Genomic DNA, 18,578 nt, shown 5'->3' on the forward strand with positions numbered 1-18,578 from the left:
ACAACCTGTTCCCGATATGACAACATGTTGTCTATGGCTGCTCCTACCGCACACATCGCCCTGTACGACACGCTCGCTGACTCGGAGATCGGGCACCTGCTCGTCGAACTGCGCACCGGCCGGTTCACCGGCACGCCGTGGAACGTCGTGACCGTCGCCGAGTCGGCCGAGCCGATCACCACCATGGGCGGGCTGCGCATCGCCCCGGACCTGGCACTCGCCGACCTCGACCCGCGGCACAGTGACCTGCTGGTGCTGGCGGGCGCGGAGATGTGGGACACCGGCGGCGGCGAGGTGTGGGCCGCGGCCGCACGCCGGTTCCTCGACGCGCAGGTGCCGGTGGCGGCGATCTGCGGAGCGACCGCGGGACTGGCCCGGGCCGGCCTGCTGGACGACCGCGACCACACCAGTGCCGCGCTCGAGTACCTGATGACCGCCGACGGCTACCACGGCGAGGACCGCTACGTCGACGCGCGAGCCGTCGTCGGCGGTGACCTGATCACCGCTGGGCCGGACTCGCCGGTGCAGTTCGCCCGCGCGACGCTGAGCCGGCTCGGGCTGGCGCCGGAGCAGACCCTGCAGGCGTACGAGGACGTGTTCCACCGCGCCGACGCGAGCGCCTTCCCGGTGCTCATGCAGGCACACTGATCCGCATGACCGCAGCGGAGCCCGCCCCCGACACCGTCGTCCCGCCCCGGGAGGACTGGCCGGAGCCGCCACCGGCGACTCCGGCCGGCCAGGCGCTGACCGACGTCGCTCTGACGACGCTCCGGCTCAGCGCCCGGCTCATGGAGGCCGCGCAGGACATGGCCGCGGCCGGCGGCATCACCGCCGCGTGGTGGCAGGTGCTGGGCGGCGTCCTCGACCAGCCGCGCACGCACGCCGACATCGGCCGGCTCATGGGGATGTCGCGGCAGGGCGTGCGCCGGGTCGCCGACCTGCTCGTCGAAAAGGGGCTGGCGGAGTACCGCGACAACCCCGCGCACCGCCGCGCCAAACTGCTGGCCTGCACCGAGGCCGGCTACTGGGCCATCCGCCGAATCTCGCTCGTGCAGCATCCGTGGGCCGAGCACATCGGCTCGCAGGTCGACCTCGACGACCTCACGCACGCGCTGGCCACGATGCGCATGCTGGTCGCCGTGCTCGAGGCGGACCGCCCGGCCGGCGGCTGAGCTCGTCGGGGCTACAGACCCGTCCGCAGTCCGGCTACGAGCACCGCACCCACCAGCACGAGCACGATCAACGCCGACGCAGTCCACTGGACCAGCAGCAGCGTCCCCCGCAGGTCACGCGCGAACGCCGGCGTCACGACGTCGGCGAACCGCCGCCGGCGCAACCGGAACCTCCCCCGTCGCGGCGCCATGTCGCGACCTCCCATTCTCCCCCCGAGGGCACCTCCTCCGGGACGTCGTCGGCGTCCCACCCGCCGGCGCGGCCCGGAGGAGGCTGCTTTCCCTCGTCGAGTAGGAGACCCCCGCCGTAAGGATCAGCACGCGACGGCCGATGTGATCTGCGACACACGCCCGATTCGTCCGGGTTCCCGTACACCACACCTCACACGCTGTGGATTACCCCGATGTGTTATGTCGCCCGCTACCCGGAGGGTCATCGCAGCAGGGGGTGACATGACCGAGTGTTCCGATGTCTTGGCGTTGGCAGGACAGGGCGACGACCGTGCCTTCGAGACGCTGTACCGCGAGGTGGCGCCGCGTGCCCGGCGGGTGGCCTATCGCATCGTCCGTGACGCCGACGCCGCCGACGACCTCGTCCAGGAGGCGTTCTACCTGGTGCTCCGGTCGATGCGGTCCGGCGGCGGCCCGCGGGAGCAGTTCGCCGGCTACGTCTTCACGACGACGAAGCGGCTGGCCTTCCAGCACTGCCGGGCCCGCGCCGCGCTGGCCGGCCACGACGACCCGGCCGCGCTGCGAGCCGGCGACGACCCGTACGACACCGAACCCAAGGGCGCCTCGGACGCTCTGGCGACGCTGCCGCAGCGGTGGCGGACCATCCTGTGGTTGGTCGAGGTCGAGCGCTATTCGCCGGCCGAGCTGGCCGCGCCGATGTCGATGACGCCGAGCGCGGTGGCCAGCCTTGCCCACCGGGCCAGGCGCGCGCTGCGGACGGCGTACCTGGCGGCGAGCTGACGGGGGCGCGATTTCACCGTCGCGCACCTCAGCGAGCGCATCGCGAATGTTGGACGTACTGGTCGGATCGTGGCGGACGGCAGCGCCGCGGCAGAGGCCCTAAAGGGTGCGGGTCATGAAGACGCTGAGCGGGTCGGGCACGTAGTCGGCGAACGGCTCGCAGTACTCGAACCCGAACTTCTCGTAGAGGCGCCGGGCCGGCAGGAAGAACTCGTCCGAGCCGGTCTCGAGGCTCAGCCGGCGGTACCCCATGCGGCGTGCCTCGTCGACGATGTGCCCGAGCACCAGCGACGCGATGCCGCTGCGCTTGCGCGCGGCCGCCGTCCGCATCGACTTCACCTCGGCGTGCCGCTCGTCCAGCGCCTTGATCGCCCCGCACCCGACGATGTCGCCGTCGTCGTCGCGGACCACCCAGAACGTCACCTCGGGCCGGCGTAGCCCATCGAGGTCGAGGGCGTGCTTGCTCTCCGGCGGCGTGATGGACCGCATCTCCTGGACGTGCTCGTCCAGGAAGACGGCGATCTCCGGTCCCGACAGGTCGTCGACGGCGATCTTCATGATGCTCCTCTCGTTCCGCCCCGAGCGTATGGCGCCCGTGTCACCCGGAGGTTTCGGTGCCGATCAACGGCCGTACCCTGGAAATGATCACGTGCCGACGGAGTGCGCCGAGGCGATCGCGCGCGTCGTCAGCGGGTGACGGCGCGGCGGCGGACGTCGCGGAGCATGCGGCCGACGATGCGGCGGTGCGCGCCCGAGCCGATGACCAGCAGCCGATACGCCCGTCCGTGCGGCCCGGGGAAGGCCGCCTCGGTGCGCGCGCTCAGCATCGTCCCGCCCGGCGCCGCGGCCAGAGTGAACGTGAGCGCGTAGCGGGAGAACCGGTGCCGGCCGGTGAGCCGCACGAGCCGCTCCGGCTCCGCCGCTGCGACGGCGAAGCCCGGCACCGTCGCGCCCGGCTCGAGCGGCACGCCGGACGCCCGGCGCGGGTCGGTCCCGAGCACCCACGCGAGCGGACCGGCCCCCGTCATGTCGCGCACGTGCGCCGCGAGCACCGACCACACCGCCGCCGGCGGGGCGGCCACCAGCAGGCGGTGCTCGTCGACGAAGGGCAGCGTGGTCATGCCGGCGAGATCGCGTCGGCGACGGCCGACGACCACAGCCCGTAGCCGGTCGCCGACGGGTGAAAGCGGTCGGCCGAAAAGAAGTCCAGCGACGGCGGCACGTCGGTGCCGACGGTCGTCCATGTCACCCGCGGCCGCGCCGCGCATACCTCGCGGGCCACCGCGTCGAGGGCGGCCGCCCGCTCGCCGAGATAGCGCCGCAGCGTCCGGGGCAGCCCTGGGAACAGGCCGAACGGCGGGATCCCGGCGACGACGACCCGCTCCGCGCGCTCGCCGAGCCCGTCGACGATCACGGCGAGGTCGGCGCCCCAGTCGGCCGCCGGACGCCGGGTGAGCACGTCGTTCGCGCCGGCCAGCAGCACGGCGACGTCGTAGTCGCCGGTCAGCCGGGGCAGCAGGCGGTACCGGATCCGCCGCGCGGTCGCGCCGAACTGCGCGGCCACCTCCCAGTCGACGGGGCGGCCGGTACGAGCGGCGAGCGCGGCCGCCAGCCCGCCGGCGAACCCGTCGTCGTGCGAGTCGACGCCGGACCCGGCCGCCGTCGACTCGCCGAGGATCGCCACCCGCAGCGGCGGGCCGGCGCCTTCGCCGGTGGTGCCGGTGAGCGGTCCGTCGACCGGGCCGGCCAGCGTGAACGTCGAGCGCACCCACAACCCTTGCAGCGCGACGATGGGGAACAGCAGCCGATTCATGGGGTCGCCCTTCCGGGGATCAGGGTGTCGACGGCGGCCCGGCTGCCGTCGCTCAGGTCCACGCCGATGGCCTGCAGCAGCACCACCAGCGCGCCGTCGGCCAGGAACCGGGCGAGGTCGTCGGCCCCGGCGCCGGTCAGGCGGGCCGTCTCTGCGAGGAGGACGGCGATCACCTCGCGGCAGCGTGCCGCCACGACCTCGTCGTGCCGCGCGATCGCGGACGCCTGCAGCCACAGCCCACCGGTGACGCCGCCCGCGAGCAGCTCGCGGAAACCCGCTCCCATCGCCGTCATCGGGTCGCCGGGCCGCTCCGCCGCGGCGGAGCGGAACGTCGTCCGTACCCGCGACCCCACCTCGTCGATGCAGGCCAGCAGCAGTCCCTGCTTGCTGCCGAAGAGCCGGAAGACGTACGGCTGCGACACCCCGATCTCGTCGGCGACGCGCTGCATCGCGGCCGTCGTCAGGCCGTCGTCGGCGATCACCCGCATCCCGGCGGCGACGGCGTCGGCCCGCCGCTGGGTCGCGGTACTGCGGACGGGTGCCATGCACCGCAGAATGGCAGAAGTAAGTACTTACTTACAAGCTTCAGGGCAGCACAGCCCCCGTAGGCTGGACGTCTATCGGCCGATCGGAGGGTGGATGAAGGTCATGATCGACGGGGCAGTGGCCGGGTGACCGGCGTCAGCCCGATCATCGCGCCGGTCCACATCGTGGGGCTACTAGTCTCGCCGGTGCACGCCTACGAGGGCCGGCCGCAGGACGGGCCGACGCCCGATCCGGAGCCGGCCGCCCGGACGGAGGTGACGGTGCGCGCCGGCCTCGGGCTCGTCGGGGACCGCTACTTCGGCCGGCCCGCGCATCGCAACGCCGCCGTGACCGTGATCGACGCGGAGGCGCTGGACGACCTCGCCGCATCGCTGGACCTGGACCGTCCGCTGGACCCGCTGCTGACGAGGCGCAACATCGTGGTCCGCGGCTTCCCGGTCGACGACCTCGCGGCGCGCCGGCCGCACCCGGGCGCGGTGTTCGCGCTCGACTCCGGCCCGGGGGCGGTCCGGTTCCAGGCCAACCGCCCGGCCCATCCGTGCGCCTGGATGGACGTCGTGCTCGCGCCGGGCGCGTTCCGCGGACTGCGCGGCCGCGGCGGCGTGCGCTGCACACCTCTCGACGACGGCGTACTGCGGCTCGGTCCGGCGACGCTCACCGTCCTGCCGCCGGACCCCGAGTGAGCGCAGTCACCGAGGCCGACCACGAGCGGCTGGGCCCTCCTCCTTGTAGAGATCTCGGTACTTCTTGCCGCGCAGTGATCGGGACGAAAGTCGCCGCGCACTCTTGCCGCCCGAGCGCCGCACCGCTATCGTGGCACGACGTTTCATGTCGATCCGCCGGATGTGTACAGGAGTGGACGCATGCCACGCACCGCCGTCGTCGCCGCCATCGCCGCACTGGGACTCATTGCCGGGCTGGGGGTGAGTACGACGGCCTCCGCGCCGGCCGCACGAGCCGCCGCCGGCGACGTCCGCACGTTCGACGCCGAGCCACTCGGCGCGCCGCCGGCCGGCTACACCACGCAGGGCGACGTCACCGTCGCCGAGGCGCCGTTCGGCGCGCCTGGTAACCGCGCGGTGCACCTGGCCGACTACACGTCGACACTCCAGTCCCGCCTGCAGATTCCCGCACCAGCGGCCGCTGCCAGGCGGTTCGAGTTCGACTTCGCCATGCACACGACCCGGCAGGCGGTGTTCGTCGCCGTGCACGCCGCCGGCGACAACCCGGCGCTCGGGACGTACCGGTTCATGATCAACCCGGTGTACCCGTACGGCGGTAGCACCACCGCCCAGGTGTCGGTGTATGACGGGCAGCGGTACCTGCGCCTGGCGACCGTCCCGATGCTCACCGCGCGCGACCACCCGAGCCGCGTCCGCATCGACGCGAGCATCGAGGCGGCCGTGCTGACGGTGAACGGAATGTCGTTCCGTACCACTGTCCGGGCGTCCGGCGGTAGCGCGATCACCGGCCTCGAGTTGGCCTCGAGCGGCGCGTCCGGAGTCGGCTCCGACGCCTACCTGGACGACGTCGCGCTGAGCGACCTCGACCCGGCCGGCCCGGCGCTGGCCGAAGGGCTACCCGTCACCGGCGTCCTGCCGTCCTACGTCGCCGAGAAGCACCCGGCGTCCACCGTCGTCGCGACCATCGACGCGCCGGACGTGCGGGCGGCGCAGGTGCGAGCAGAGGTCGTCGTCGACGGCGTCGACGAGCCGTTCGCGGGACGCGTGCACGGCGAGACCGGGCGGCTGCTCGTCAGCGCCCCGATCGACAGCGAAGACATCGGGCTGCACCCGGTGACCGTCACCGTCACCGACCTGCGGACCGGCGTCACCCGCTCCACCCAGATGCGGATCCAGGCGTACGCGCCGATACCCGCGCGGGTCGTGTCCCAGGAGCCGGCGGGTGCGGCCGAGCCGCGCTTCCCCGACGCGGTCCGGCTGGCCGACGGCACGATAGTGCTGGCCTACCACTTCGCCGACGCGCACACCAACGCGAACGGCGTGGTCCGCATGGTGCGTTCCGCGGACGGCGGCAAGACGTGGACGGACCCCGTCACCGTCGCGGCGACCGCCGGCGCCGACAACCGCGACCCCAAGCTCAACGTGCTGCGCGACGGGACCGTGCTGCTGACGGTGTTCCGCACCGACTGGTCGACCCGGCCGGAGAGCAACCTCGGCACGTTCGTCTACCGGTCGGTCGACGGCGGGCTGACGTTCCCGGAGGTCACGCGGGTCGAGAGCGCACAACCCGGCGCCTGGCAGCACGGCCCCGCCGTCGAGCTGCCGAGCGGCGACATCCTGCAGCCGCTGTATGGGTACGGCGCCCGGGTCGCCCGCAGCACCGACGGCGGCCGCACCTTCCCTGCGGCGAACGAGCTCACCGTCGTCGAGGACGACGCGCGGTTCTCCAACGGCGAGCCGAACATCGTCCGGCTGCCCAGCGGCGAGCTGGTCATGCAGATCCGCCGTCACGACAACCTGCTGGGCATCGAGAGCGAGTCGACCCTCGTCCGCTCCTATGACGACGGCCGCACCTGGACCGACCCCGAGCCCACCGGCCTCCCGGCGTCGTCGGCACACCTGCTGCTCACCGCCGACGGCTCGGTGCTGATGACGTACGGCAACTACGCGCAGCCGGGCCGGCCGACGTACGGCGTGCTGATCGCGGATCCGGCCGGGCCGTGGACGCAGCACCGGCCGGTGCCGCTGTACAACTCAGGCTGGGAGGACCAGGCCAACCCCACGAGCGTCCAGCTCGACGACGGCACGTTCCTCACCTTCGGCTTCGACGTCGCCGACCGCACCGTCGTCTCCTTCCGCTCGGCCGCCGACGACTACGAGGCCCGCTTGTTCCAGCCGTAGAACGGCGCGCGGTCGCCGGCCTCCCAGCGTTCCCGCAGGCCCGGCGTGGTCAGGTCCCAGTCGGGCCGGATCTCGCGGGTCACCTCGCGCAGGTCGTGCCACAGGTCCACGGTCGAGGGGCGGCCCCAGAACCAATAGCCGTTGTAGACCGAGTGCACGACGAGCCCCGGCTTGAGAACCAGCGTGTGCGGGATCATCGGGTCGTCTGCGGGGTCGGTGTACTCCTGGATGTCGAGATCGCGCTGCACGGTCCGCTCCGGGTCGGAGAGGAACGGCCACTGCGCGCCCACCGCGTCGTGGAACTCCTGGGCTCCACGGGGCGTGTCGGGCGTGATCGTGGCGATCTTGGTGTAGCCCACGACGATCTTCGGGTAGAACGCGGCGAGCTCGAGGTGCTGCTGGTGCTCCTTGGGGCAGTAGCCGCCACGGGCCAGGGTGAGGATCATCGGGTCCTCACCCTGGATGTCGCTGAGCCGGCGCGGGGTGTTGGTGTGGTCGGGCAGTTCGTAGTCCGGGAACGTCCCGCCCGGGGCGAGTTCGGGTCGCACGACTGGTCTCCTTCGGTTGACGAGCCCGGCCGGGCTCTCGGTGACGTGGACGACCGGCCTGCTAGCGGACACTCGCCATCGCGGCCCGCTCGATCACCCTGGTCACGGTCTTGGGGTCCGACATCAGGCCGACGTGCCCCTCGTTGTACTCGAGGATGGTGGAGCCGGCTCGTTCGGCCATGGCCCGCTGGACGTCGCCCGGGATGATCGTGTCCTTGGTGCCGACGAGGTACCACGACGGGATCGTCCGCCACGCAGGCGACCCGGACGGCTCGTTGAGCGCCCCGACGGTGGCCGGCCGCTGGGTGGCCGCCACGAGCGCCTTGTCATCGGCCTTCAGCCCGGTGGCGAACGAGTCGAACACGGTCGACCTCTTGAGGTACAGGTCGGTGTCCGCGGTGGGTGGGAGGGTGGCGGGAACGAAGTCGAAGATGGTCGTCGGGTCGGGCACCGAGAGCGCGGAGTCCGGCCCCGCGAGTTGTGTCGCGGACTCGCCGGCGTCGGGCGCGAAGGCGTTGACGTAGACCAGCGCCTCGACGTTCGGGAGCCCGGTGGCCGCGTTGGTGATCACCGCCCCGCCGTAGGAGTGGCCGACGAGGACGACCGGTCCTGGAATCGTCTCGAGGAACGTCCGCACGTACGCGGCGTCACCCGAGAGCGATCGGAGCGGATCGGCGACCGCCGCGACGGTGTACCCGTCGTCCTGGAGCCGCTCGATCACTCCGTTCCAGCTGGAGGCGTCGGCCCAGGCTCCGTGCACGAGCACGACGGTGGGTTTCGGGGTCCCCGGCCGGCCCTCCTGGGCGACGACGCTCTGCGCCGAATGGGGGCTCACCAGGACGAGGGCGGCTGCGGCGAGGAGCATCGCCGCCGCGCGGGGTCGTCTTCTGGCTTGGACGGATGCGTTACGGGCGCTGGTCATTGCTCTGTCCTGTCTGTGCGATGGACGACTCGCTAGATCAGACCGGACACCGGCTGCCGACGTGACACTCGCCGGCTCGGGACGGACGGGGTGAGCGTCGACTCGCGGTTTCGCCCGGCGGACGGTCGTCGGGATGCGTGGCGTTCGCCGTCCCCCTGCTGATCATGGTTCTCGCGTCACTTCACCAGGCGTCGTTCCGCTCCACCAGGCATGCATGGGTGGTCCGTTCACCGTCGCCCGCGGCCGGGTGGTCGAGATCGAGACCGTCATGGATCCCGACCGGATCCGCGAGTTCGACATCCAGTTACTCGACGCCTGACCGGAGCACGCCGTGAGACGCTGGAGCGCATGCCGGGCGGCGAGGGCGACAGCCAGCGACCCATCGCGGACGGCGTCGACGGGCTGCGGGAGTTGCACGACCGCGAGCTGCCGGCGGCCGTCGGCGAGGTCGCCGAGCACGTCCGCGACGAGCTTGCCGAGGTGCGGCGCCTGGCCGAACGGGCCCGCCGGCACGTCGACCCGCGCGTGCTGACGGCCCTGGCCGACGCGGCCCGGCGGATGCCGGACGGCGTCCACGCGTTCGGCGCGGACGTGTCCGCCGTGCTCTCGTCGGTCACCGGCGAGCTTGACGCGCTGCGACGACCCGACACCGGAGCGTCGACGACTGCCGTGCCTCGGCTGGTCGACGCCGACGCGGCCGTGACCTCCGCCCTGGCGGGTCCGCACGCCGACGTCGCGGCCCTGGTGGCGCGGCTGCTGGCCGACGTCGCGCATCCGCTGGACCTGACCCGCGCGCTGCGCGACCCGGACCTTCGCGCCGGCACGCTGGCGATCCTCGCGGAGCTGGCCGACGGCCGCGCGCTGGCCGGCCGGAGCCTGGACGAGTACCTCGCCGCGCGTCCCGGTCGCGGCCCGTTGTTCGCGCCGGTGCCCGGCGAGGCGCTGACCACGGCCGACGGCCGGTCCCGCAAGGAGCTGTTCGTCGCCGCGGCCGTCCGGCTCGATCCCGGCCGGGCCGTCGGCGCCGATCCCACCCCGGAGCAGCGGGCCCTCCTCGACGACTACGTCCGGCGGCTGGTCGAGCAGGTCGAGCCGCACGTGCGGGTCGAGTTGGGCGAGCTGGCCGCCGCCTATCCGGGCACCACCGTGAGCACGCGCGTCAAGGACCCGAACGGCCTGGTCGACAAGGTCCGGCGGATGTCGGCCGGCGGCACGAACCGTCCGGCCCGCGAGGGCTACCGGGTCGGCGACGTCCTCGACGCCGTGGGCACGCGGATCACCGTCGCCGGCACCGCCGAGCTGGCCGCGCTCACCGCCACCGTGGTGGAGCGCTACGGCGTCGGCGACGGCGGCCGGGTGCTGGACTGGGAGAACCGGTACACCGACCCGAAGCCGCACAATCCGGCCTACCGGGTGGTGCCGTTCATCCTCGGTGTGCGCGTCGGCGGACTCCCGTACCCGTTCGAACTACAGTTGACCACGCGACGGGCCTCGGTCGCCGCGGACCTCGAGCACAACACCGTCTACAAGCCGTACGTGCCCGTCAGCGACCCGGAGCGCGACCGCGTTCGCCGCATGCAGGCCGAGGCGGCCGCACTCGATCAGGACGACACCAGGAGCGACGCGCGGTGACCGACACGAACCATGCGTGGGTGTGGATCGGGCATGTGACGACCGGCGACGGCGAGACCGCCGCGGCCTTCGTCATCGACGAGCGCCAGTACCCCGACGCCGACGCCGCCCAGGCGGCCCTCAACGCGGCCGCCGCGGAGCTGCGCCGGCGCCGCATCCCGCACGAGCTGGAACACGTGCGGGTCCGCATCGACGCGCCGGCGGAGCCGCTGCCCACCTGGGCCGAGTACCGTGCCACACTGCCCGACGGCGACGCGTGAAGACCTTCGGTACCTGGCTGACCTGGGACGACGCCCGGGCCGCACTGACGGGGCGGCTGCCCGCCACGGACCTCGACCTGCTGGCCGCCGCCTACGCGTTCGCCGCCGAACGGCACGCCGGGCAGACGCGGCCGGCCGGCGAGCCGTACACCCGGCACCTGCTGGAGGCGGCCGAGATCCTCGCCACCGAGCTCGCCGTCACCGACGCCGAGCTGCTCGCCGCCGCTCTGCTGCACGACGTCGTCGAGGACACTCCGACCACGTCCGCTGAGGTCGCGCAGCGCTTCGGGCCGCGAGTCGCCGCGCTCGTCGACGGCGTCACCAAGCCGCCGCCGGGGCCGGGCGAGGACCCCGCCGCCGTCAGACGGCGTTATCTCATCGGCCTGCGCGATCTGCCCGCCGACGGGCTGCGCCTCAAGCTGGCCGACCGGTACAGCAACGTGCAGCGCCTCCACACCCACCCGCGGCCGGAGAAGCAGCGCAGCTACTACGCAGAGACCTGCCGCGACCTCGTCCCGCTGGCCGCTGTCGACCCGCGCCTGGCCGCCCTCTTCGCCGACTGGGAGCGCGCCTACGCCTACCTCGCCGACACCCCGGCCTGAGGTCTCCTGGGGTTTGACGCGGTCGGTGACGGTGCGCCAGGCTATGAACCTGGCGTGGCTCCCGCCTCACCTTCGCCGACCGGCCCCAGCCTGGTCCTGCTCAGAAGGCAAAGGGACTTCCTGTCTCGAGCCGCTCGTCCTGGTCACCTGCCTCGGGCGAGATCGCTGGGGGATCGCGCGCGAGTGCTTGGGAGGCCGGATGACAGCGCACAGGAACCTCAAACGCCGGGTACGTGCTCGCGCCGCCAAGACGGGCGAGTCTTACGTGGCTGCTCTCCGGCACTTCCGTCCGACTCCGACAGGAGATGACATGCCGGACCACACTCACACCACCCTGCGGATCGCCGTCGCTCAGTCGACGGTGCGCGACGATCCCACCGACGCCGACGGCTTGCGCGGCAGCGCGGCGGAGGTCCGCCGGTTGATGAAGGAGGCGGCCGAGGCCGGGGCCCGACTGGTGCATTTCACCGAGGGCGCGATCTGCTTCCCGAGCAAGTTCGTGTTGTCCGAGCTCGGGCCGGACCAGGTCGGGCCGTCCGACTGGAGCCGGGCCGCCTGGGCGGTGCTGGACGAGGAGCTCGACCGGATCGCCGCGCTGTCGGGCGAGCTCGGGATCTGGACGGTGATCGCCTCGGTGCACCGGCGGCCCGCTCCGGCACGTCCGCACAACAGCCTGTACGTCCTCTCCGACGAGGGAAGGGCCGCGGCGCGGTACGACGAGCGCACGTTGTCCAACACGAAGATCAGCTACATGTACTCCCCTGGTTCGAGGCCGGTGACATTCGCCGTCGACGGGTACCGGTTCGGCCTCGCTCTGGGGATGGACGCGCATTTCCCCGAGGTGTTCACGGAGTACGAACGGCTCGACGTCGACGGCGTGCTGATGTCGTACGAGACGGGCGGACTTCCCGGCCGGGAGACGGTGGCGACAGAGGTCCGCGGGTACGCCGCGGCGAACAGCTACTGGATCAGCCTGGCCGTGCCGGCCGACCCGTCCGGTCCGCACGCGGGGGTGATCGGTCCGCGTGGCGCCTGGGCCGCCGAGTGCCCGCCGGACGGCCAGCCGGCGGTCGCCGTCGCCGACCTGCACCGTGAGGACACGCTCGGCCCGCTCGCCCGCGACTGGCGCCGCCGGACGCGGAGCCGCATCGGCGTCTAGCGGCAGCCGAGGCATGCGTCACCGCGACGCCGTCAGGCGGACGGCGTCCGCGGTGACGACCGTGCCGAAGCGAGGAAGGTTCAGCCCGACGGCGGCGTCGTGCTCGGGTGCGGTGAGTGCGGTCATGGCCTCGGCCACGAAGACGAGGTCGTAGCCGAGGTCGGACGCGGCCCGGGCGGTGGACTCGACGCCGAGGTTGGTGGCGATGCCGCCGAAGACGAGCGTGCTCACACCCCGCGCCTGCAGCTGTTCGTGCAGTTCGGTGCCGTAGAAGCCGCCGATCGTCCGCTTGACCACGACGATGTCGCCGTCGGACACCAGGCCGGCGACCAGGTCGCTGCCGGGCGGCTGCTCGGCGACGCCGGGCCGCTCGACCCGGATGAGGACGACGGCCGCACCGGCGGCACGGAACCCGGCGGCCAGCTCGCGCGCCGTCGCGACGACGTCCGTGCCGCTGCGTGGCGCGAGCGGCTGCCCCACGATGCGGTCCATGAGGTCGACGAGGACGAGTGCGGTGGCCGACGGGTCCAGCTCCAGCTGATCGGGCATGTCGGCCAACCTATCGCCCGGCCTGCGCCGTGCTGCTCGGGCCCGCAGCTGGGCAAGATCGACACAATGATCGCGACGCGCAGTCCGGCGACCTGTACGACAACATGGACGCTCTTCTTTGAACAGGCAAATACCTTTGGGTGGACTTGACGGACATGGGCTTGTCAGGGAAGGCTAGGCGACCGGTCGCGACGGAAATAGAGAGGTATTTACTCATGCAAGCAATTCATAGGGCTGCGATGGCCGCGCCACTGGCTGTCGTTGCACTCGCCATCGCAACGCCTGCATTTGCAGTCGACGACGACGCACTCACCTCGTTGAATACTGACGTGAAGGCGCAGCTGGAGGCAGACCTCGAGGCGGCGATCGAGGCCCGCATCGAGGCCGACGTCGACGTGGACATCGAGGCTGACGTGCACGTCTCCCTCGCCGGCACCGTCGCTGTCGACGTTCACCTCGACGGCGAGGTCCAAGCCGATGTCGACGCCGAGGTCGAGAGCGCCATCGAGGCAGACCTCGAGGCCGCGATCGAGGCCGAACTCCAGGCTGCGGTCGCGGCCGGCATCGAGGGCGTCGTCGGCACCGGCGTGGAGCCTGAGGTCGATGTCGACGTCGATGTCAGGCTCGAGGCAGGGGCCGATGCCGAGATCGCGGTCGTTGCCGAACTCGCTGCCGGCGCGCAGGCGGATGCCGAAGTCGCCGATGCCGAGGCCGGCGCCGATGCGGACGCCGGGGTCGCGGCCGAAGCGGAGGCCGGCGCCAGCGCTGACGCTGGCGCTGCTGCCGAAGCCGAGGCCCAGGCCGGTGTCGTGGTCGGCAAGGTCCTGCGTCAGCTTTGAGCGCCCGGGTCGTTCGCGCTGCGTGGTGACTCCCCGCACAGTCGTGGCGCTGTTCGTCACCGTTCAGCGGACGAACAGCGCCACGACAATGCGATTTCTGAAGCCGAACGAGAATCCGGACGGTCCTGGAGTTCAGCGAGAACTCGCGGGGTGAATTGATCCTCGGACTATTTCCGATCGAAAACCGCTCAGGGCGCCGTGCTCATCGAGCCAGTTCCGCTTGAAGGATTTCCGCTGTCGGGCGGCGACCTCCGAGGCGAGCCGGAATGAGCGTGAGCACAGCCACCACCAGGACTGTCGCGGGCGGGACGGCGAGCAGCTGCCACAGCGGCGGGTTCGCTGCCTCGTCGCTCAGAGCGGACCACAGGGCGAGACCTCCGGGGATGGCCAGCACGGCACCGGCGAGCGCGGGGAGCACCTGGGCGGCCGAGAGCGCGGTGCTGACGGCGCGCGGCGTCGCGCCGAGCGCCCGCGCCAGCGCCGTGGAGTGCCTGGCGTCGAGGGCGGTCGTCCAGGTGACGAAGACCGCGTTGAGGGCGGCCAGCGCGATCAACATCACCGCGATCACGAGCAGCAGCCGGTCGACCTGGGCAGCGTCGGGATCCAACTGGGAAGGACCTTCCCATTCCCGCGCGATCTCGTTGCGCGCGGCCAGCAACGTGACGATCCCGCTGACTGTGACGACGATACTGAGTGTGCTCAGCACCATGCGGCGCGGCCGCCGGGCGGCCGTCCGCAACCCGAGCAACAGCGGGGCCGGCAGTCGGGCCGCGAGGGCGATCAGCCAGGGCGTGCGCCGGGGTGGCCGAGCCTTGTCGGCGAGAGCCTCGACGGTGCTGGTCGAGGCGGCACGGAGCGCGGGAACGAGGGACGCCACCATTGCTACCCCGAGCGCCACTGCCGTGACCACGCCAGCGGTGGCCAGGGTCAGCGAGGGCGCGCCGGCACTGCCGAGGAGGCCGGCACCGGGGTCGGTGAACAAGCGCGCGGTCAGCCATCCGACAGCGAGCCCGCCCACCGCGGCGACAAGCGCCAGGACGACGTATTCGGCGAGGAGGACAACGGCGACCAGGCGCGGTGTGCCGCCGACCGCCTTGAGCAGTCCGACCCGACGGGTCTGGTCGGCGAGCCGGCCGCCGACCAGTACGGCGACGCTGGCCAGGCCGAGCACGGCGAGCAGCCAGCTGAACGTGACCAGCACTTCTCCTCGCACCTCCACCAGCTCGCGATACGCGTCGCGGAGGTCCTGCCACGACAGCAGCACGGGTTCCGTCGTGATGCCCGACGCGGCATGCCCACTGACGAACGCCGGAGCTGCGGCCGGCTCGGCCAGCTCCAGATTCACGACGTAGGACAGGAGATCCTGCTCGGAGGCGAGGCCACGGAGGTCCTCCTCGGTCAGCCAGACCAAGCCGGCGTCGTCGGGCGGGATCGGGAACGATTCGAAGTCGACCCGTCGGGCGGTCGACGGGACCGGCGGCGAAGAAGGGTTGATGACCTCTTCCGCCGTGAATATGGTGCACACCCAGCCGAAGCAGACATCGGTGTACGGCAACGCAGCCGCCGTGACGGCGACGCCGACGACCTCGAAGCGGTCGCCGTTGAGCGCCAGCCGATCCCCGACGCCGACATCGAGGACGTCGGCGAAGGCGGCCTCGACGACGACACCACCGGCTTCGAGCCACCGTCCGGCAGTCAGCTCGGGCCGGTCGACGGCGGCCCCGTCGGGGTCGTGCCCCTGCGCCCACACCTCGGTGGTGACGGCGTCCACCTCGAGATCGGCGACGATCGCCGGGTACGGACCGCTGTGGGCGATGACGCCGGACTCCTCGGCCAACTCCTCCAGGGCGGCGATGTCGGCGGGAACGACGGCGGCCTCGGCGGGCTGCCGGAAGCCCTCGTCGTCGACCACCGTCCCGTCCGAGGTCGGGACGAAGTCGGGCCCGGCGCTGGCGACGACGTCGGGACCGGCTGTCGCCTCCTTGGTGCGCTGGTAGGGGCTGTCGGTCACGCCGTGCAAGGCGAGTCCGAGAGTGAGCGTTGTTGTGGCGGCCATGATGGCAAGCAACAGGAGCGCGGATTCGACCGCGCGTCTCCGCACGCTGCGGGCGGCGAGGCGGCCTACGAGCAGGACGCGGCCCATCGGCTCAGCCCTCCAGTCCGGCCAGGGCGCCGAGCTTTCCGCTCGTGCCGCCGGCCAGCCTGGTCTCGTCGACGAAGGCACCGTCGCGCATGGAGATCAGCCGATCTGCAGTTGCTGCGATCCGGTCGTCGTGGGTGACGATGACCAGCGTATGACCTGCTTCGTGCAGGCTCTCGAAGAGCCGCAGCACATCGAGAGTGGCAGCGCTGTCGAGGTTGCCGGTGGGTTCGTCGGCCAGGACGACGCGCGGTTCGTTGCACAGCGCGCGGGCGATCGCGACCCGCTGACGCTGACCACCCGACAGCGCGGCCGGCAGGAAACCCGCCCGATCGGCCAGCCCGACCCGCTCCAGCAGCTCGGTGGCCCGCCGTCGTGCCGCGCGCGGCGAGTTCCCGGCGAGCAGCGCCGACAGCTCGACGTTCTCCACCGCGGTGAGCTCGTCCATGAGGTGGAAACCCTGGAACACGAACCCGACGGCCTCGCGGCGCATCCGGGCCAGGGCCTTCTCTCCGAGCCGGTCGATGCGGCGCCCGTCGAGCCATACCTCTCCCTCCGAAGGGCGATCGAGGCCACCCAACACGTGCAGAAGCGTGGACTTGCCGCAGCCGCTGGGCCCCATCACCGCAACCGTCTCGCCAGAGGCGACATCGAGATCGACGCCAGCGACGGCGCGCACCAGAACTTCGCCCTTGCCGTACTGCTTGCGCAACCCGCGGGTGCGCAGCACGGGTGTGTCGGCTGTATCGCTCACAAGTTGCCCCTTCGCTCGGTCCAGTTCCGCTCGCAGGCCTCCAGCCAGCGAAGGTCCGCCTGCAGCCGGAGCACGATCCCTTCCAGCAGCAGCGCGGCGTCTGAGCGATCCGGCTCGGCCATCGCGGCGCGCTGAGCATCGCGCAGTCGACGCAGCAACTCGCGACGCTGCTGGTCCACGATGGCGAGCGGGTCAGCCAGCCCGGCTGCCGCAGCGGCGACCAGCTTGAGATGAAATTCGGCAAGATCGGGCCTCGGCCAGCTCACCTCCGCCAGCCACGCACCGACTCGCTCCTGGCCCGCGGATGTCAGCCCGTACACCTTGCGAGCCGGCCCCTCCGTGCTCGTCGCCTCCTCAGAGGCCACCAAGCCAGCCTTCTCCAGCCGGGTCAGCGTGACGTAGATCTGCCCGGCGTTCATCGCGTCCCCGAGCGGGCCCAGCGCCGCACTCAGCCGGGCGCGCAGCGCATACCCGTATGCGGGCTCCTTGGCCAGCATCGCCAATACGACTTCCTGCTGCATGACGCTCCTACGTAACGGTTAGCTAGGACTATATAACCGTTATCCCCCCTGGAGCAAGTGGGTGGCGAAGCGTCGGGGAGCAACCCCGGCCGTCCGAGGCCTCGCGGGAGTGCTGGCACCACACTGGTCGCCGCCAGTCCGTGCCACGAACCATGCCACGCGCCACCGTCATCACTGCTGCGTCCAGGTGTTGGTGACAGCAACGGCAGCCAGCTATGCGCGTCGGTTTGCGGCGTGCTCCGACGGGTAACGCGTGGCAGGGAGGCCGCCATGCGGATCGGAAGCGCGCTCATCGCAATCTGGTTGATCATCGGTGTGCTGGCCACCTGGCAACGGGGCTATTTCACTGGCAGTGAGGATCCCGACTGTGCGCGGGCCACCACAATCGCGATAACCGTCATCGCAGGACCGCTCAACTATGTTGGTGTGAACCCCAAGGTCGAGGAGTGCGACCTCCCCGAGCCGTCACAGTAGACCAGTGGGACTCGCGCGCATCTTGTGCTGCGCACGTCTCCCCGGTCCCGGACGACGGGAGCGGATCTTCAGGCGGACTGGATGAGGAAATCAAAACTGCCGCCATCCGAAGGCTGACCCTTTGCCACGCCACGCAGCTCGCCATCCGGCAGGACGATCAGGCGGACCTGCCCCGCGCGGAGATGAGCCAGGTCACCTGCCGGCGTCTGGGTGACGGAGAACTCGAGGCGTTTGCCGTCGACCAGCCTGAGCATTCCGGTTCCTGCCTCTTCGAGCGTGATCTGGCCTGTCACGCCCAGTCCGGCTGCGGACGCGCCGCTGAGCTCTCCGACGGACGAGATCGTCAGCTCGTAGAGGCCCGCCGCACCAGATGGTGGGGTGGCCTCGTATCCGACCGTCGTGCCATCGGGTAGCTGGACGGTGCCGGTCACCGAGCCGGCGGTCAGCGTGCCCTCCGTCGCCGCGTCGCCGTCATCGGATTCCGCGACGAAGCCGCCGTCCGAGATCGGGCCGGAGAACCACTCGCTCAGGCCTCCGCCGTCGGAAAGGTAGATCTGCACGGCACCAGAGCCCTTCTCGCCCTCGACGGGTGCGGCGACGACGGCCACGAAGGCCTCCGTCCCCGAAACCTCGCCGACGAACGTGCCGGCGACCGCGTCGTCAGCCTCCGCCGCCGCGCCGGTCTTGTCGCCATCGGGGCTGTCATCGCCGCTGCAGGCGCCGAGAGACATGAGCAGGAGCACGACCGCTATGACCTCCACCCGCATCCGTGTCCGCTTGGCCATCCGTCCATCCCTCCATGAGGTCTTGA

23 protein-coding genes are annotated in these 18,578 nt (G+C 71.7%); 11 read left to right on the plus strand and 12 right to left on the minus strand.

The genetic code is table 11. The features are described from left to right. Positions 1 to 33: 33 nt before the first annotated feature. Positions 34 to 648, plus strand: a complete 615-nt coding sequence (locus E1262_RS15230; RefSeq protein ID WP_132103993.1) for a DJ-1/PfpI family protein — start codon at positions 34 to 36, stop codon at positions 646 to 648. 5 nt (positions 649 to 653) lie between these two features. Continuing rightward, positions 654 to 1,172 carry a MarR family winged helix-turn-helix transcriptional regulator gene (locus E1262_RS15235; RefSeq protein WP_132103994.1) on the plus strand — a complete coding sequence of 173 codons (519 nt, stop codon included), beginning with the start codon at positions 654 to 656 and terminating at the stop codon, positions 1,170 to 1,172. Between the two features lie 11 nt (positions 1,173 to 1,183). Here the strand turns inward: E1262_RS15235 and E1262_RS15240 are convergent, their stop codons facing one another. Continuing rightward, entirely contained in the window at positions 1,184 to 1,363 is a 180-nt protein-coding gene (locus E1262_RS15240) for a hypothetical protein (RefSeq protein WP_132103995.1), read from the minus strand. A gap of 262 nt (positions 1,364 to 1,625) precedes the next feature. On the opposite strand from E1262_RS15240, the gene E1262_RS15245 reads away from it, so the two are divergent. Next, complete coding sequence (locus E1262_RS15245) at positions 1,626 to 2,144, plus strand: RNA polymerase sigma factor (protein ID WP_162605916.1); 519 nt, start codon at positions 1,626 to 1,628, stop codon at positions 2,142 to 2,144. Between the two features lie 99 nt (positions 2,145 to 2,243). On the opposite strand, the gene E1262_RS15250 is transcribed toward E1262_RS15245, so the two are convergent. From E1262_RS15250 to E1262_RS15265, 4 genes are all read right to left on the minus strand, one after another. Next, the gene (locus E1262_RS15250; protein ID WP_132103997.1) at positions 2,244 to 2,702 is read right to left on the minus strand and encodes a GNAT family N-acetyltransferase; all 459 of its coding nucleotides are present in this window, start codon (positions 2,700 to 2,702) and stop codon (positions 2,244 to 2,246) included. A gap of 128 nt (positions 2,703 to 2,830) precedes the next feature. Beyond that, complete coding sequence (locus tag E1262_RS15255; protein ID WP_203453896.1) at positions 2,831 to 3,265, minus strand: hypothetical protein; 435 nt, start codon at positions 3,263 to 3,265, stop codon at positions 2,831 to 2,833. Then, complete coding sequence (locus E1262_RS15260) at positions 3,262 to 3,957, minus strand: SGNH/GDSL hydrolase family protein (RefSeq protein WP_132103998.1); 696 nt, start codon at positions 3,955 to 3,957, stop codon at positions 3,262 to 3,264. Before E1262_RS15260 ends, E1262_RS15255 begins: the two co-directional genes overlap by 4 nt. After that, complete coding sequence (locus tag E1262_RS15265; RefSeq protein WP_132103999.1) at positions 3,954 to 4,502, minus strand: TetR/AcrR family transcriptional regulator; 549 nt, start codon at positions 4,500 to 4,502, stop codon at positions 3,954 to 3,956. Before E1262_RS15265 ends, E1262_RS15260 begins: the two co-directional genes overlap by 4 nt. Before the next feature lie 126 nt (positions 4,503 to 4,628). Here E1262_RS15265 and E1262_RS15270 point away from each other — a divergent pair, with 126 nt between their 5' ends. Continuing rightward, a complete protein-coding gene (locus tag E1262_RS15270; RefSeq protein WP_203453897.1) occupies positions 4,629 to 5,186 on the plus strand; it encodes an MOSC domain-containing protein in 558 nt (185 codons plus the stop codon). A 180-nt stretch (positions 5,187 to 5,366) separates the two neighbouring features. Then, entirely contained in the window at positions 5,367 to 7,367 is a 2,001-nt protein-coding gene (locus E1262_RS15275) for an exo-alpha-sialidase (RefSeq protein WP_132104000.1), read from the plus strand. Here the strand turns inward: E1262_RS15275 and E1262_RS15280 are convergent. Further along, a complete protein-coding gene (locus E1262_RS15280; protein ID WP_132104001.1) occupies positions 7,340 to 7,915 on the minus strand; it encodes a redoxin domain-containing protein in 576 nt (191 codons plus the stop codon). The two genes, E1262_RS15275 and E1262_RS15280, sit on opposite strands and share 28 nt — an antisense overlap. A 61-nt stretch (positions 7,916 to 7,976) precedes the next feature. After that, on the minus strand, positions 7,977 to 8,750 hold the full coding sequence (locus tag E1262_RS15285; RefSeq protein WP_238992945.1) for an alpha/beta fold hydrolase: 774 nt from the start codon (positions 8,748 to 8,750) through the stop codon (positions 7,977 to 7,979). A 435-nt stretch (positions 8,751 to 9,185) separates the two neighbouring features. Here E1262_RS15285 and E1262_RS15290 point away from each other — a divergent pair, with 435 nt between their 5' ends. From E1262_RS15290 to E1262_RS15305, 4 genes are all read left to right on the plus strand, one after another. Beyond that, on the plus strand, positions 9,186 to 10,469 hold the full coding sequence (locus E1262_RS15290) for a hypothetical protein (RefSeq protein ID WP_132104003.1): 1,284 nt from the start codon (positions 9,186 to 9,188) through the stop codon (positions 10,467 to 10,469). After that, the gene (locus E1262_RS15295) at positions 10,466 to 10,729 is read left to right on the plus strand and encodes a hypothetical protein (RefSeq protein WP_132104004.1); all 264 of its coding nucleotides are present in this window, start codon (positions 10,466 to 10,468) and stop codon (positions 10,727 to 10,729) included. Before E1262_RS15290 ends, E1262_RS15295 begins: the two co-directional genes overlap by 4 nt. Beyond that, positions 10,726 to 11,331, plus strand: coding sequence for an HD domain-containing protein (locus E1262_RS15300; RefSeq protein WP_132104005.1), 606 nt, complete (start codon positions 10,726 to 10,728; stop codon positions 11,329 to 11,331). The genes E1262_RS15295 and E1262_RS15300 overlap by 4 nt, the downstream gene beginning before the upstream one ends. A 310-nt stretch (positions 11,332 to 11,641) precedes the next feature. Continuing rightward, entirely contained in the window at positions 11,642 to 12,490 is an 849-nt protein-coding gene (locus tag E1262_RS15305; RefSeq protein ID WP_203453898.1) for a carbon-nitrogen hydrolase family protein, read from the plus strand. 18 nt (positions 12,491 to 12,508) lie between these two features. Here the strand turns inward: E1262_RS15305 and E1262_RS15310 are convergent, their stop codons facing one another. After that, positions 12,509 to 13,039 (minus strand): isochorismatase family protein, encoded by a 531-nt coding sequence (locus E1262_RS15310; protein ID WP_132104007.1) that lies wholly within the window; start codon positions 13,037 to 13,039, stop codon positions 12,509 to 12,511. A gap of 239 nt (positions 13,040 to 13,278) precedes the next feature. Here E1262_RS15310 and E1262_RS15315 point away from each other — a divergent pair, with 239 nt between their 5' ends. Beyond that, a complete protein-coding gene (locus E1262_RS15315; protein ID WP_132104008.1) occupies positions 13,279 to 13,878 on the plus strand; it encodes a hypothetical protein in 600 nt (199 codons plus the stop codon). A gap of 202 nt (positions 13,879 to 14,080) precedes the next feature. Here the strand turns inward: E1262_RS15315 and E1262_RS15320 are convergent, their stop codons facing one another. Genes E1262_RS15320 through E1262_RS15330 form a run of 3 tightly spaced genes read right to left on the minus strand, consistent with a single transcriptional unit; the run spans position 14,081 to position 17,293 of the window. Continuing rightward, entirely contained in the window at positions 14,081 to 16,021 is a 1,941-nt protein-coding gene (locus tag E1262_RS15320; protein WP_132104009.1) for an ABC transporter permease, read from the minus strand. A gap of 4 nt (positions 16,022 to 16,025) precedes the next feature. Beyond that, positions 16,026 to 16,772: an ABC transporter ATP-binding protein gene (locus E1262_RS15325; RefSeq protein ID WP_203453900.1), complete on the minus strand. Its 747-nt coding sequence runs from the start codon at positions 16,770 to 16,772 to the stop codon at positions 16,026 to 16,028. Then, positions 16,769 to 17,293 (minus strand): PadR family transcriptional regulator, encoded by a 525-nt coding sequence (locus E1262_RS15330; protein WP_132104011.1) that lies wholly within the window; start codon positions 17,291 to 17,293, stop codon positions 16,769 to 16,771. The genes E1262_RS15325 and E1262_RS15330 overlap by 4 nt, the downstream gene beginning before the upstream one ends. A gap of 270 nt (positions 17,294 to 17,563) precedes the next feature. Here E1262_RS15330 and E1262_RS15335 point away from each other — a divergent pair, with 270 nt between their 5' ends. After that, the gene (locus E1262_RS15335) at positions 17,564 to 17,767 is read left to right on the plus strand and encodes a hypothetical protein (RefSeq protein ID WP_132104012.1); all 204 of its coding nucleotides are present in this window, start codon (positions 17,564 to 17,566) and stop codon (positions 17,765 to 17,767) included. Positions 17,768 to 17,835: 68 nt separating this feature from the next. On the opposite strand, the gene E1262_RS15340 is transcribed toward E1262_RS15335, so the two are convergent. Then, positions 17,836 to 18,552, minus strand: coding sequence for a hypothetical protein (locus tag E1262_RS15340; protein ID WP_132104013.1), 717 nt, complete (start codon positions 18,550 to 18,552; stop codon positions 17,836 to 17,838). Positions 18,553 to 18,578 lie beyond the last annotated feature (26 nt).

This window comes from Jiangella aurantiaca (genome assembly GCF_004349105.1).
Lineage (GTDB): Bacteria > Actinomycetota > Actinomycetes > Jiangellales > Jiangellaceae > Jiangella > Jiangella aurantiaca.